This window comes from Arthrobacter sp. D1-29 (genome assembly GCF_054130585.1).
On the sequence record NZ_CP096383.1, the window covers coordinates 4236759 to 4251261 of the forward strand.

13 protein-coding genes and 1 tRNA gene are annotated in these 14503 nt (G+C 63.9%); 8 read left to right on the plus strand and 6 right to left on the minus strand.

The window, feature by feature from the left end; all coding sequences use genetic code 11:
• Positions 1–26: 26 nt before the first annotated feature.
• Positions 27–194 (plus strand): hypothetical protein, encoded by a 168-nt coding sequence (locus M1E17_RS19225; RefSeq protein WP_457963517.1) that lies wholly within the window; start codon positions 27–29, stop codon positions 192–194.
• 92 nt (positions 195–286) lie between these two features.
• Positions 287–1405 carry a pyridoxal phosphate-dependent aminotransferase gene (locus M1E17_RS19230; RefSeq protein WP_457963518.1) on the plus strand — a complete coding sequence of 373 codons (1119 nt, stop codon included), beginning with the start codon at positions 287–289 and terminating at the stop codon, positions 1403–1405.
• A 4-nt stretch (positions 1406–1409) separates the two neighbouring features.
• Here the strand turns inward: M1E17_RS19230 and M1E17_RS19235 are convergent, their stop codons facing one another.
• From M1E17_RS19235 to M1E17_RS19245, 3 genes are read right to left on the minus strand one after another with little or no spacing between them, the layout of a single operon-like run.
• On the minus strand, positions 1410–2321 hold the full coding sequence (locus tag M1E17_RS19235; protein ID WP_457963519.1) for an NUDIX hydrolase: 912 nt from the start codon (positions 2319–2321) through the stop codon (positions 1410–1412).
• Positions 2322–2335: 14 nt separating this feature from the next.
• Complete coding sequence (locus tag M1E17_RS19240) at positions 2336–2869, minus strand: RidA family protein (protein WP_457963520.1); 534 nt, start codon at positions 2867–2869, stop codon at positions 2336–2338.
• Between the two features lie 2 nt (positions 2870–2871).
• Positions 2872–3027, minus strand: coding sequence for a DUF4177 domain-containing protein (locus tag M1E17_RS19245; RefSeq protein ID WP_011693223.1), 156 nt, complete (start codon positions 3025–3027; stop codon positions 2872–2874).
• Positions 3028–3064: 37 nt separating this feature from the next.
• Here M1E17_RS19245 and M1E17_RS19250 point away from each other — a divergent pair, with 37 nt between their 5' ends.
• The 5 genes from M1E17_RS19250 to M1E17_RS19270 all read left to right on the plus strand — a co-directional run bounded on the left by M1E17_RS19250 (position 3065) and on the right by M1E17_RS19270 (position 10400).
• Positions 3065–5353 (plus strand): transglycosylase domain-containing protein, encoded by a 2289-nt coding sequence (locus M1E17_RS19250; protein WP_457963521.1) that lies wholly within the window; start codon positions 3065–3067, stop codon positions 5351–5353.
• Between the two features lie 6 nt (positions 5354–5359).
• On the plus strand, positions 5360–6307 hold the full coding sequence (locus tag M1E17_RS19255) for a metallophosphoesterase (RefSeq protein ID WP_457963522.1): 948 nt from the start codon (positions 5360–5362) through the stop codon (positions 6305–6307).
• A gap of 249 nt (positions 6308–6556) precedes the next feature.
• Positions 6557–8383, plus strand: a complete 1827-nt coding sequence (locus M1E17_RS19260; protein WP_457963523.1) for an ABC transporter ATP-binding protein — start codon at positions 6557–6559, stop codon at positions 8381–8383.
• Complete coding sequence (locus M1E17_RS19265; protein WP_457963524.1) at positions 8380–10221, plus strand: ABC transporter ATP-binding protein; 1842 nt, start codon at positions 8380–8382, stop codon at positions 10219–10221. Before M1E17_RS19260 ends, M1E17_RS19265 begins: the two co-directional genes overlap by 4 nt.
• 102 nt (positions 10222–10323) lie before the next feature.
• Positions 10324–10400: transfer RNA gene (locus M1E17_RS19270), tRNA-Pro, on the plus strand.
• 203 nt (positions 10401–10603) lie between these two features.
• Here the strand turns inward: M1E17_RS19270 and M1E17_RS19275 are convergent.
• A complete protein-coding gene (locus tag M1E17_RS19275; protein WP_457963525.1) occupies positions 10604–10825 on the minus strand; it encodes a hypothetical protein in 222 nt (73 codons plus the stop codon).
• 132 nt (positions 10826–10957) lie between these two features.
• Here M1E17_RS19275 and M1E17_RS19280 point away from each other — a divergent pair, with 132 nt between their 5' ends.
• Positions 10958–12223 carry a helix-turn-helix domain-containing protein gene (locus M1E17_RS19280; protein WP_457963526.1) on the plus strand — a complete coding sequence of 422 codons (1266 nt, stop codon included), beginning with the start codon at positions 10958–10960 and terminating at the stop codon, positions 12221–12223.
• A gap of 6 nt (positions 12224–12229) precedes the next feature.
• On the opposite strand, the gene M1E17_RS19285 is transcribed toward M1E17_RS19280, so the two are convergent.
• Positions 12230–13183, minus strand: a complete 954-nt coding sequence (locus M1E17_RS19285; protein WP_457963527.1) for a phosphoribosylaminoimidazolesuccinocarboxamide synthase — start codon at positions 13181–13183, stop codon at positions 12230–12232.
• A gap of 1 nt (position 13184) precedes the next feature.
• Positions 13185–14498 carry a phosphoribosylamine--glycine ligase gene (gene purD, locus M1E17_RS19290; RefSeq protein ID WP_457967844.1) on the minus strand — a complete coding sequence of 438 codons (1314 nt, stop codon included), beginning with the start codon at positions 14496–14498 and terminating at the stop codon, positions 13185–13187.
• Positions 14499–14503 lie beyond the last annotated feature (5 nt).

Below are 14503 nucleotides of genomic sequence, written 5' to 3' on the forward strand. Positions count from 1 at the left end.
CGAGGTGCATCAGAATGTCTGTGGCAATGATCGTTGTATTGGTCGTCCTGGGCTTGGCGTCGTTAGCCGGTGTTGTCGGCACGGTGGTCCTGGTGATCCGTGACGGGCATGGGCAGATTCCGCTGGAGCCTTCCGTCAGGCCGTGGACGGCAGGCCATCTCCCCAGCCGCCCGTACTCCACCATCCGCCTGTAGCATGCCGGGCGGGGACCGAGGCGAAACGAGGCAAGGCAATGAGACCCAGGCCCACCCGACTAAACCATGTAGCGGGCTTCAACATTGATACGGTGGCCGCTTCCGCAGGTGATGATCCGGAGATGTTGCGGCTGGAGAATCTGGACACGGACCTGCTGCCCCCGCCGGCAGCGATTGAAGCCACCCGCGCAGCAGTGGGCCTGGATTCAGCCAATTCCTACCTGCCGTTTACTGGGCAACTGGCCGCCAAGGAAGCCGTCGCCGGATATGTCGCCGCACGGACCGGTGTCAGCTATGACCCGGCAACGGAAGTCATCCTGACCTCCAGCGATGGAGACTGCCTGCTTGATGCCCTGCTGGCCCTGACTGATCCCGGCGATGAAATCGTGCTGACGGATCCAACGTATGCGGGCATGCTCAACCGGGTCTACCTGGCCGGAGGTGTGCCCAGGCTGGTACCCATGACCGTCTCCGCAGGTGCCTGGCGGCTGGACCTTGGTGAGCTGGAGGCAGCCGTGACACCCAAGACCCGGGCGATCTTCCTGCAGAACCCATCGTTTCCCTCGGGGTACCGGCTGACCGAGGACGAATGGTCAGCGATTGCGGGCCTCTGCGTCGGACGGGACCTCTGGCTGATCTACTGGTCCCTGATGGAAGGGATCGTTTTCGATGCCCAGCCAATCCTGAGTCCTGTGGCCTATCCGGGAATGCGTGAGCGCACCATTATCGTGGGATCGGCGTCGATCGAGCAGCGGATGATCGGCTGGCGCATCGGCTGGATTCTGGCTCCGAGGGCAGTGATGTCCGATCTCGCCGTCGTCCATATCTACAACGGCATCACTCCCGGCGGCATTGCACAGGCGGGCCTGATTGCTGCCCTCAGCGACGGTGATGACAGCTTTGCCCAGTGCGTTACCGAATGGGAGCGCCGCCGCAATGCCCTCACCACTACGCTGCAGGGCTTCGCCATGATTCCGGCCGCAGGCGGTTGGTCACAAATCGTGGATACCGTCCATCATGGCGTGGACCCGGGCGACCTCTCCCGGGTCCTGTTGCGGCACGGCGTGGCTGCCACGGCCATGACGGGCTGGGGCGGGCCCGTGGCGGACAGACACCTCCGGCTGGTGTTCAGCAACGAGCCTGTGGAACGGATCCAACTGCTGGGCGACAGGTTCCGGGCAGCCGTTCGGGAGGCCGGCGGCCGCGCGTAGAGCCTTAGCGTTCGCGCTGCGGCTCGCCTGCTACGGTCTTGGCAGCTTCCACCTCAAGCATCAGCTTGCCGTCTTCCTGCACCAGCCTGGGCTGGTAGACGTGGGCCTTGCGCTTGTAGCTGAGGTAGGCGACGCAGCCGTTGGCGGCGGCCATTTTCTCGAGTATGATCTCCGATCCGGGCACCAGCAATTGGCCCAGGGTAAGGCCAACCGTGTTTTCCTGGCCCACCTCATCGCCCAGCGCTGTGGTGTCCCGCTCCGCGATGACCTTGGAGGCGCTCACCCAGCGCCCCCACACGCCCTTGCTCTCCAAGAGGGTGGGTTCCTGGTTCATGGGCACTGTTGCCGCGAAATAGCGGGTATCAAAGCGAAAGTGCGCGAAGTCCGGACTGCGCCAGTTGACCAGGGATTTCAGGAGGTCGGTGCGCAGCGAAAGGCCACGCTTCGCCAGTACTTCGGTGAACGATTTCTCCTGGTTTGACACGGCCTCCCGCGCGCGCATCCACTCCTGGACGTACGTGGACTCGACAGTGGTGGTTGCGTCTGGCCCGGCCAGCAGCACACCGGTTTCCTCAAAGAGTTCCCGGATGGCGCCCACCACGTGGCGCCGGGCCAGGCCGACGTCGTCAGTTCCCATCTGCTCGGCCCAGTACTGGGGTGAGGGACCCAGCCAGCCGACGGGATCGTCGTCGGACGCGTCCAGGGAACCTCCGGGAAACGCGAGGACCCCCAGCGGCGAGGAACCGGGACGGTATCCAAGCCAGGTTTCCAGGCCGCTGGGGGAATCGCGCAGCAGGACTACCGACGACGCAAGGCGGGCGGCACGCGGAGTCCGCTCGCCGTGTTCGAGCCAGCTTTGTGCTGCCCCTTCAAGATCGGGTGGGAGTACAAAAAGGCGTCTGGCGAGCTGTGGCAAAGGAAGGACCGGTCCTAGCTGAATTCCGCAATCAGTTCGAGTTCCACCGGAGAGTCGAGCGGCAGCACATTAACGCCGACGGCGGAGCGGGCATGCTGCCCCGCCTCACCCAGGACCCTGCCCAGGAGTTCGGACGCGCCGTTGATAACACCGGGCTGGCCGGTGAACGACGGATCCGATGAGACGAATCCCACAACCTTGACGATCCGGGTGATGCGGTCAAGATCGCCGATCACGCTTTTGACTGCTGCCAGGGCGTTCACCGCGCACACCGCGGCGTAGCGGTGGGCGTCTTCCGGCGAAACAGTGGGTTCGTCAGCGTAGCCCTCGGTGCCGGTGGACACTTTGCCCGTTGCTTCGAGTTTGCCGTTAATAAACGGCAGCTGGCCGGAGGTGTAAACGTGGTTGCCCGAGATGATCGCGGGCACGTAAACGGCCACCGGAGCCGGTACCTCGGGGAGGGTTAGGCCGAGTTCGGCCAGCCGCTGCTCGACGGCGGAAATGGGCGCCGTTGCCGCGCCGGACGTGGTGTCTGAGGGGGTGCTCATGGCTACTGCTTCTCCCTCTTCAGGTAGGCAACAAGGCCGTTGCCGTCAGGTCCTGTGACTACCTGGACGAGCTCCCAGCCGTCCTCTCCCCACTGGTCAAGAATCTGCTTTGTGGCGTGAATAATGAGCGGAATCGTGGCGTACTCCCATTTGGTCATGAGCTAAAGACTAGTCCTTGCCGCTAAAGTGGAAAACATGGTGACTCGTAAGAACCCCATTTTCGACACGGCCACTACCCTCGGAAAGATTCTTGGCTTCCTTGGCGTGAGCGCTATTTGTGGTGTCCTGGTGGCAGGCCTGCTGGTTCCGGCCGCGGCTGTTTCCGGCAGCACCGCCAGCGGTTCCATCGAGTTTTTCGACGCTCTTCCGGCAGAGCTGAAGGTGGACCCGCCCAGCCAGTCCACCACCATCCTGGCCGCAGACGGCAGCGTGATCGCCAACCTCTACACGCAGAACCGGACCAAGGTTTCCCTGGACCAGATCTCGCCGCTTATGAAGGAAGCTGTCATCGCCGTTGAGGACAGCCGGTTCTACGACCACGGTGGCGTGGACACCACGGGTATTCTCCGAGCCCTGGTCAGCACGGCCCGTGGAAACAGGCAGGGTGCATCCACCATCACCCAGCAGTACGTGAACAACGTCCTTAACTCCAACCTCGAGGCCGAGGGAAACATCGAGGACATCAAACTCAACGGCAGCCTCAACAAGGGCGTTGGGGACAAGCTGCGCGAGATGAAGCTGGCCATCGCGCTGGAGAAGGAATACAGCAAGGACCAGATCCTTGAGGGTTACCTCAACATCGTGTTCTTCAACCGCGACGCCTACGGGATCGAGGCCGCGTCCAAGCTGTTCTTCAGCACCAGCGCAAAGGACCTTACGCTCCCCCAGGCGGCCCTCCTGGCCGGCCTGGTCAACAGCCCCAGTGCCTTTGACCCCCTCACCAACCCTGACAACGCCAAGGTGCGGCGGGATCTGGTACTGGGCCTGATGCTGAGCCAGAACAAGATCACCCAGGCGGACCACGATGCGGCCGTGGCGACTCCGGTGGAGCCCAAGGTCACCCCGGCCAAGCAGGGCTGCGCCTACGCCGCCACGGCACCGTACTTCTGTGACTACGTGCTGCACCTGCTGCTGAACAACCCGGCCTACGGTGCGGATGCCAAAGAGCGGGAAAGAAGGGTCTTCGGCGGCGGCCTGACCATCACCACCACACTGGACCCGAACGCGCAGGCCGCCGCGCAGGCCCAGTCCGATGCCTCCGCCGGCGCCAACCCCGACAAGTGGGGTGCGGCCATGGTGTCCGTGCAGCCGAACACGGGCAAGATCATCTCGATGGCGCAGAACACCTCGTTCCTCCCCGCGGACGGCAAGTTCGATTCCCAGGTGAACTTCAACGTGGACAAGCTGGACAAGGACGGCAACGACCTCAACGGCCTGGGCGGCGCCCAGCCAGGCTCCACCATGAAGCCGTTTACGTTCGCGGAATGGCTCAATGAGGGCAAGTCCATGAACACCGTGGTCAACGCCGCCCAGCGTGTCTATCCGCTGAACTTCAGGTGGCGGAACTCCTGTGGTGTCACCACGGGTGGGTACAACACCGCCGAGAAGGGCCTCGGCGCCGCCGACAACCTCCAGAATGCAGGGGAAGGTTACTACCGTCCCATGACGGTGCTGGAAGGCCTGTACAACTCCATCAACACAGCCACCTTTGCTTCGGCAGCGCAGTTGGACTTCTGCGGCATCCAGAAGATCGTGGACGCAGTGGGGCTGCACGAAGGCCTGCCGGATGCCGAGAATGGAGTTCCCAACCCCAAGGTGGACATGTTTACCTTGAGCAACCTTCTGGGTTCCAGGCAGACGGCACCGCTCACCATGGCCAGCGCCTTTGCCACCTTCGCCAACGACGGAAAGTACTGTGAGCCGATCGCCATCAGCTCCGTGACTGACCAGACCGGGGCGCAACTGCCGGCCCAGTCCTCCAACTGCCGTGACGCCCTCAAGCCTGAAGTGGCCCGCGGCGTGAACTATGCGCTTCAGGAAGTCCTGAACCAGGGCTCAGGTTCGCTGATCAAACCGCGGCTGTCCACCAAGACCAACTTCCCTGTGGCTGCCAAGACCGGAACGTCCAACTTCAACGAGTCCACCTGGGTGGTCGGCTACACCTCGGGTCTGGCCACCGCAGCCTGGTTCGGCGACCCTCTGGGCGACCAGAGGCGGCCGGGCCGGAACCTGTCCTTCAACGGCCAGTTCTACGAAAACCTGGACGGCTACATGATCGCCGGACCAATGTTCTCCAAGTACATGGCGCAGGTTGCTCCGGCCTACGGCACCAATCCGTTCCCGGCACCGCCGTCGAACCTGCTGGGTGGCGGACCGTCGAGGTCCGGCCCGGCACCCACCACGCAGGCCACGCAGGCTCCGCAGCCGTCCACGCAGCCGTCGGCTGAGCCGAGCAAGCCCGGCAACGGCAACGGCAACGGCTAGCCGCGCATGGTAGCCACCTCCGCCTTGGCCAGCCGCGTCCGGAACATCGGGCGCGGCTTTGCCGTCACCGCCGCCGCGGCATCCGCCGCAGGGCTTGCCGCTTTCGGATACGGGCTGTGGGAGAAGAACCAGTTTGTCCTGCGGGAGGAATCCCTGCCCATCCTGCCCGAGGGAGGGGCCCCGTTCCGCATCCTGCACCTGAGCGACATCCACTTCGTTCCGGGCCAGGACACGAAAGCCGCCTGGCTGCAGTCACTGGCGTCGCTGGAACCGGATCTGGTAGTCAACACGGGCGATAACCTCAGCCACGTCAAGGCTGTGGATCCGCTGCTCAAGGCCCTGCGTCCGCTCCTGGAATTCCCCGGTGTGTTTGTTCCAGGGTCCAACGACTACTACGCCCCCAGCTTGAAGAACCCTGCGTCCTACCTCCTGGGCCCGTCTAAGGCCAAGCGTGACTCCATTGAGCTGGACTGGCCGCGGCTCCGCGCCGGGTTCGGGATGGGCGGCTGGGTTGACCTGACCAACCGCCATCAGTCGCTGGTCCTGAAAGGCCTGCGTTTTGACTTCTCCGGCGTGGACGATCCGCACTTGAACCGTGAACGGTACGCCGGCTGGCCGCGCGGCACCAGGAACCAGGACCAGACCCAGCACCTGCGCGTGGCCGTCATCCACGCCCCCTACCAGCGCGTCCTGGACCACTTCACCCGTGACGGCGCGGACCTGCTGCTGGCCGGCCACACCCACGGCGGCCAAATCTGCATCCCCGGCTACGGCGCAGTGGTGGCCAACTGCGACATTCCCACCTGGCGGGCCAAAGGCCTCAACGACTGGGAATTCGACGGACGCACGACGCCGGTCAACGTCTCCGGCGGTATCGGCACCTCCCGCTTCGCCCCGGTCCGCATTGCCTGCAGGCCGGAAGCCGTCCTGCTGACCCTCACCGCCCGCTCCTAGCCTGCCGGCGCAAAAACACTGATTTCCACCGTTGATCTATCACGTATGGTTGCCATTCACGTGGTTTAGCGGCTGTAGCTGATAGGGCAACGCAGGAGGGTCAGCGAAATACGGGCTGTCGCTCATTGCGGATTCGAATAACTGGCCAAGCCGTCCCCTGCCTCAGCAATCCCGTGAACCGCCTGACGTGATGGCATAAGGTTGTTGCTACGGGAAACTACATTTCGCATAAGAGCTTGAGAAGCGGGCATGGCCAAGCAGACTCCATTCTTCAGATCCATCAGCCGTCTTTATCCCCATGTGAGGCCGATTATCCCCCGGCTGGTAATGGGGCTCCTCTGCGCACTCCTGGCCAGCCTGGTGGCACTCACCATCCCCCAGGTGCTCCGTGTGCTGATCAACGAGTCGCTTCAGCCCGGCGGCGAGGCGGGCGCGGTCTGGAGTGCCGCCATCGTGATCCTGATCCTGGGCATCGCCGAGGCCGGACTGGTGGCCTTGCGCCGGCAGTTTGTCATCAACCCGGCAACCACCGTTGAGACCCGGATGCGGGTCTCCCTTTACGGCCACCTGCAGGACCTGACTGTCTCGTTCCATGACCGCTGGGGTTCCGGCCAACTGCTGTCCCGCGCCATGACGGACCTGAACTTCCTGCGCCGGTGGATGGCCTTCGGCGCGATCATGCTGGTTGTCACCACACTGACGGTCATCATCGGCACTGTGGTGATGTTTACCATGAGTTGGCAGCTGGCCCTGGTTTTCCTGGCCGCCGCAGTACCCATCATGGCCTACGGCTTCCGCTTCCGGACACGGTTCAGCAAGGTAACACGGCGCAGCCAGGACCAGGCTGGTGACCTCGCCACCACGGTGGAGGAATCGGTCCACGGGATCCGGGTCCTCAAAGCCTTCGGCCGCAGCCGAGAGGCGCTGGAGACCTTCAACGAACAGGCCGAGGAACTCCGCCAGACTGAGATTGCCAAGGCCCGGCACCAGGCAACGTTCACCATGGTGGTCACCCTGCTGCCCGAGCTGGCGCTGGGTGCCGGGCTGGTGGTGGGTGTGATGCTCTGTGCCAGCGGTGAGCTCAGCATTGGCGCCCTGGTTGCCTTCTTCGCCACCGCCGCGGTCATCGCCACCCCCGTGGAATTCTCCGGGATGCTGCTGGCCATGGCCCTCACCGCCAAAACCGCCATCGACAGGCACTACGAAGTGATGGACACCGCCAACACCATCACCAGCCCACCAGAGCCCCAAAAGCCTTCGCAACTTCGCGGCGCGCTGAGTTTCAACAACGCGACCTTCGCGTTCGAGGACGCCCCAGACAAGCCCATTCTCAGGAACATCAACCTGGAGATCAGGCCCGGCGAAACCATGGCCCTGGTTGGTGTCACCGGAAGCGGCAAGAGCGCCATGATCCAGCTGGTCCCCCGGCTTTACGACGTCACCGATGGTTCCATCACCATCGACGGCGTGGACCTGCGCGACTTCGACGTCGAAGAACTCCGCCGCGTGGTGGCAGTGGCGTTCGAGGACACCACCCTGTTCTCAAATTCCGTCCGGGACAACGTGCTGCTCGGCGCGCAGGAACGGACCGATGAAGCCCTGGAGGAGGCCCTTGACGTCGCCCAGGCACACTTCGTTTACTCTCTTCCCGAAGGTGTGGATACCCTCATCGGCGAGGAAGGGCTCAGCCTGTCCGGCGGGCAGCGCCAGCGCATCGCCCTGGCGCGTGCCATTGCAGCCAAACCGCGGGTCCTGGTGCTGGATGATCCCCTTTCCGCCCTGGACGTGCACACCGAGGAACTGGTGGAGGCGCGGCTCCGTGAGGTACTCGCAGAAACCACCACGCTGATCGTGGCCCACCGTCCGTCAACCGTGGCGCTTGCCGACCGTGTGGCGCTCCTGGAGGAAGGGCGGATCACCGCCGTCGGGACCCACACCGAACTGCTGGCCCGCAACTCCCACTACCGGTATGTGATTGCCAGCCTGGACCGGGAACCGCGCGACCTGGATTCGGAGCTGTCGGATCTTGAAGAAGAGGCAAACGCAGAGGCAGCCGCTGAGGAGATCAACCGATGAGCAGCACCACCTTCGGCACCGCCAACGAGGACAACGCCCACCTCAGCAAGAGCGACAGCAGAACCGTACGGCGCCGGTCCCTCGCCCTGCTGGCCTCCCTGATCCGCCCGGTGCGCCTCAGGTTCTGGCTCACCATCGCCACCGTGGTCCTGTCGCAGGCGGCCCGCGTAGCGGGTCCTGCCCTGATCGCCTACGGCATTGACCACGCCCTGCCCGCCCTGCAGGCAGGTGACAACTTCCCGTTGGTGCTGACCGGCGTCGCATATTTGGCGGCGGCCCTTGCGACGGCGGGACTCACCGCCCTGTACGTAACGTCCACAGCGAGGCTCAGCCAGGCCATGCTGCTGGACCTGCGGGTACGGGTTTTCCGCCACACCCAGCGCCTCAGCCTGGAATTCCACGAAAAATACACCTCAGGCAGGATCATCGCCAGGCAGACCTCGGACCTGGAGGCCCTGCGCGAACTCCTCGATTCCGGCGTCAGCTCACTGGCCTCAGGCATGCTGTTTATGGTCTTCACCGCCGTCACAGTGTTTGCCCTTGACTGGCGAAGCGGGCTGATAGTGCTCGCCGCCGGCGTGCCCATGTACTTCCTGTCCCGCTGGTACCAGAAGCATTCCCAGATCGCCTTTCGCGAATCCAGGGTGGTCTCGGCCCGGCTGATTGTGCACTTTGTGGAAACCATGACAGGCATCCGCGCGGTGAAGGCTTTCCGCAAGGAACGTGAAAACGCGGAAACCTACGGCCAGCTCGCCGAGGATTACCGCCTGGTGACGGTCCGCTCCATCAACCTCAACGGCATCTTCCAGCCGGGCCTGGTGCTGATCGGCAACGTCTGTGTTGCTGCCGTGCTGCTCTTCGGCGGTTTCCGGGTGCTCAACGGAGAGCTGGCCGTGGGCGTGCTGCTGGCACTGATCCTCTCCACCAAGCGCTTCTTCCAGCCCGTGGACCAGATGGCCATGTTCTACAACTCCTTCCAAAGCGCCCAGGCCGCCCTCGAGAAGGTCTCCGGCCTGCTCCAGGAGGTCCCCACCGTGCGGCCGCCCAAGAATGCCGTGCCGCTCCGGGACGCTGAAGGAACCATTGACTTCAAGGGCGTGGAGTTCCGCTACGGGGACGGTCCTGTCATCATCCCCAGCCTGGACCTGCATATCCCCGCCGGGCAGACGGTGGCCCTGGTGGGCCAGACTGGTGCCGGCAAGTCCACCCTGGCGAAGCTGATCGCCCGGTTCTACGACGTCTCCTCCGGCTCCCTGACACTGGACGGTATTGACCTGCGCAACCTGGGCAGCACCGACCTGCGGCGGAACATTGTGATGGTCACGCAGGAAGCGTTCCTGTTCAGCGGCTCCGTGGCGGACAACATTGCCTTGGGCCGGCCGGAGGCTTCGCGCGCGGAGATCGAGGAGGCCGCCCGGGCCGTGGGCGCGCACGGGTTCATTACAGAACTGCCCGAAGGCTATGACACTGACGTCAACAAGCGTGGCGGGCGTGTCTCCTCCGGCCAACGCCAGCTCATCAGCTTCGCACGGGCATTCCTCGCCCGGCCGGCAGTCCTCATCCTGGACGAAGCCACCTCGTCACTGGATGTTCCTTCCGAGCGGCTCGTGCAAACAGGGCTGGCGCGCCTGCTGCAGGCAACCGCGGGCAATAGTTCGGCGCGCGGGGGCCGCACCGCGCTCATCATCGCCCACCGGCTCTCCACGGTGGAAACGGCTGACCGGGTGCTCGTGATCCACGACGGCCGTGTGGTGGAGGACGGTACGCCGGCTCAATTGATCGGTGGCGGCGGACGCTTCGCGGACCTTCATGGCGCCTGGAAGGACTCCCTGGTCTGAGCGCCGGTCTGAGCGCCAGTCTGAGCCCCGGTCTGAGCGCCGGCGGATTTCGCATCCGGACCCGGCATCGGCTATTCTTGTAAAGTTGCTTTTGCAGCGGATCGGGATGTAGCGCAGCTTGGTAGCGCGCTTCGTTCGGGACGAAGAGGTCGCAGGTTCAAATCCTGTCATCCCGACCACAAGAAAGAGGGTCTCCCCCGGGAGGCCCTCTTTTTTCATGCTCCGTGAGCGTTCGGCGGTGACCGTTTTGTGTTCCCTGTAACCGTCCCGTGACAACCTTCCGGGCAGGATTTTCGGGCCAAAAAATCTTAGGGGAAAGGAATGGCCCCGGAGCATGGTTCGCACATGCTCCGGGGCCTCGCCTCCTTAAGAAGAAGGTTGATTACATTGGGTCAGGCCAGTTGCCGACGTTGGTGGTGTAGGTGGTGTCCTTGTCCTTGTCCTTCTCCTTGACGGGCTTGGACATGGGGTCAGGCCAGTTGCCTACTGCTACGGCGCTACCCGTGGTATCAGCAATGGAACCTGCAGACAGGACGGCCGGGGCCGCCGCAGAAAACGCCAGGGCACCAGCCAGTACGGCTGCGGCTGCAATCTTCTTCAACATAAAAGTTCCTCAATACGAGTCGGATTCGTTACAAAGTCAGCACTGTCCTTGTTGACATACATTGTAAAATGTTTTCCACAGGGACTGTCAAGCATTGAGTACAAAGACTGTCCGGAATAAGGAGGAAATCCCGTGGGCAACGGATTCGGGGAGAAGCTCCGGGCGGAGCGACTCGAACGTGGGCTGACGCAGGCTGAACTGGGCAAGGACCTGTACTCCCCTAGTTATATTTCTCTGCTCGAGACCGGCCGGAGGGAACCAACGGCCGAAGTAATCGAGGAACTGGCACGCAGGCTGGAGCTGGCGCCCAAGGCGCTGGAAGCCTGGAGTCAGCCAATTTCAGTCAGCGACGCCGAGTACGTCCTGGCCGGACTCTATGCGCGGCAGGCCTGGGACCTGCGGGATTACCCGCTCGCTGCCAGCCACGCCGCCACCGCCGCACAGATCGCTCTGGAGGGCAAGAACACCAGTGCCTGGTGGAACATGACCTACATGCAGGCGGAGTGCCTGATCAAGCAGGGCAACTGGCAGGAAGCCCAGAAGATCATGTATCACCTGCTGGAACATCCCATGGCCACCGAGTCCGTCGGACTGGGCGTACGGGCACGCCAGATGCTTGCGGGCATTTGCCAGGGACAGGGTCAGCTGAGCACCGCCGTGGACCATGCCCTGGAAGCCGTGAAGCTCTGCGCCCAGCTGCCCAAGGGCTCCACCCTCATCATCGGCGCGCACCGTGCGCTGATTGGCGCCCTCGCGGAAAGCGGCCGGCTGGACGAGGCCTGGAAGTACTGCCAGGCCATGAACGAACACGTGGATGAGCACTCGATGTCCCAGCTGGCCGGGGAAGTCGCCTGGGTCATCGGCAACGTGGCCTTTATGCGCCACGATTACCCGGAGGGCATCAAGTACCACGAGCGTGCCGCCAAGATGCTCTCCCCTGCGAACGACATCGAACTCTGGGCCCGCTTCAACAAGGCTTCCGCCGCAGTCCGGCTGTCCTCAGGAATTGTGGAGCCGGAAACGCTCTCCTCGATCGAACGTGCCGAATTGGCGCTGTCCATTGTGGGCGGGAACAAAACAGACCAACTGGAAGTGGCCTTCATCCGTGCGCGCTGGCTTTACCTCACCGGCGACATCGTGGCCGCCGTGGAAAAGCTGCGCGAAATCCACTCCGAACGCTCCGCACTGGCCAAGCACACGGCTGGGGAGGTCTCACTTTTGCTGGGCAAGTCCCTCAAGGCTGCGGGCGAATCGGACGAGGCCCTGGTGTACCTGGAGGAGGCGCAGAAGGCCTTCAGCGCCGCCGGTGCCCAGGACCGCGTCCAACAGGCGTTGGACGCCGTCCTGGAGATCAAGCTGGCCCAGCAGCGGGCTGCGAAGGCTGCCAAAGCCAGCTAGCGAAGCCTAGGAGAACGTTTTACCGGTGAGCTTTTCGTAGGCCTCTACATAGCGGCTTCGCGTCCGGCTGATAACGTCCTCAGGCAGTGCCGGCGGAGGGGTGTCCGATTTCCTGTCCCAGCCGGATTCTGCTGAAGTCAGCCAGTCCCGGACATACTGCTTGTCATAGGACGGCTGCGCCTGGCCCGGCTGATACGTGGCGGCGTCCCAGAAACGGGAGGAATCCGGGGTGAGCACCTCATCCCCCAAGGTGATGGCGCCGGAGACGGCGTCGTAGCCGAACTCCACTTTCGTGTCCGCCAGGATGATGCCGCGTTCCAGGGCGACCTTTTCCGCGGTGGTGTAGATCTTGAGGGTCAGTTCGCTCAGGCGTGCTGCGATGTCGTCTCCCACCATTGCCACCACGTCGTCGTAGGTGATGTTCTCGTCGTGCTCGCCCACCTCAGCCTTGGCGGAGGGAGTGAAGATGGCCCTGTCCAGGCGGGAACCGTCCACCAGGCCCGGCGGAAGCGGGATCTCGCAGACAGTGCCGGACGCGTTGTACTCAAGCAGCCCGGAGCCGGTGAGGTAGCCGCGGGCGATGCACTCCACGGGGAACATGTCCAGCTTCTTGCAGATCATGGCCCGGCCTTCAACCTCGGCGGGGACCCCGCCTTCCACCGTGGAGGCAAGCACGTGGTGGACCACGTCCAGCTGGTCAAACCACCAGAGGCTCAGCTGGGTGAGGATGCGCCCCTTGTCGGGGATTTCGCTGGCCAGGACGTGGTCGAAGGCGCTGATGCGGTCGCTCGCCACCACCAGGACGCAGTCCTGGCCCACCTGCTGGCGGATGGTTTCGTCCACGGGCTCGTACAGGTCCCGGACTTTGCCGGAGTAGACGTGCTGCCATCCCGGCAGGTCCAGCGTCTTCGTGTGCAGGCCGGCTTTGGCGGCGTTGCCGGTTTCGTAATTTTCAGTCATGCTATGCCTTTGTCTTTGTCACGGGCAGTGACGCGGTTGCGTTGGCTACCTTGATCTCGCCACGGGCGGCTTTGCCGCCGATGTCCGTCCGGAACTGGGACCCTTCCAGCTGAACCAGTTCCACGCCGTCGTACGCCTTTTCACGCGCCTCCACGAGGTCGCTGCCGAGCGCAACCACGGCGAGCACCCGGCCGCCGGCCGAGACCACCTTGCCTTGCTCGTCCAGGGCAGTGCCCGCGTGGATCACGTGGACGCCTTCCAGCTCGTCAATTTTCTTCAGCCCGCGGATCCGGTCACCGGTGCGCGGGGTGTCCGGATAATTCTCGGACGCTACGACGACGGCGACAGCGGTTTCCTTGGACCAGCGAAGCTCTTCCGCCTGGTCCAGTTCGCCCTTGGCGGCTGCCAGCAGCAGCGCACCGAGCGGCGTCTTGAGGCGGGCCAGCACGGCCTGCGTTTCGGGATCGCCGAAGCGGACGTTGAACTCGATCACGCGGGTTCCGCGCGAGGTCAGGGCCAGGCCAACGAACAGCACGCCCACAAAGGGGGTGCCGCGGCGGGCCATTTCGTTGACGGTGGGCTGGGCCACGCGGTCGATGACCTCCTCGACCAGGCCTTCCGGTGCCCACTCCAGCGGAGTGTAGGCGCCCATTCCGCCGGTGTTGGGGCCTTCATCGTTGTCAAAAATGCGCTTGAAGTCCTGTGCCGGGGACAGTGCCACGGTGTTGCGGCCGTCGCAGAGGACAAAGACAGAAACTTCCGGACCGTCCAGGAATTCTTCAATCACCACGGTGCCGCCGGCGTCGAAGCAGGCCTGCGCGTGGGCCAGTGCTTCGTCACGGTTGTTGGTCACCACCACGCCCTTGCCTGCGGCCAGGCCGTCGTCCTTCACCACGTAGGGTGCGCCGAAGGTATCAAGGGCGGATGCTGCTTCCTCCGCGTTGGCCGCCACCATTGCCATGGCCGTGGGCACGCCGGCTTCCGCCATGACTTCCTTGGCAAAGGCTTTGGAAGCCTCCAGCTGGGCGGCTGCCTTGCTGGGTCCGAACACCGGGATGCCGGCCTCCCGGACTGCGTCCGCCACGCCTGCTGCGAGCGGGGCCTCGGGGCCAACCACCACTAGGTCCACCGCGAGCTTGGTGGCCAGTGCCGCGACGGCGTCCGGATCATTGCCGTTGATGTTGTGGGTGGGGACCAGCTTGCTGATACCGGCGTTGCCGGGAGCAGAGTGGACCTCGGATACGTTGGGGTCGGCGAGCAGGGAGCGGACAATGGCGTGTTCGCGGCCTCCGGGGCCGATGACGAGTACCTTCACAGTCT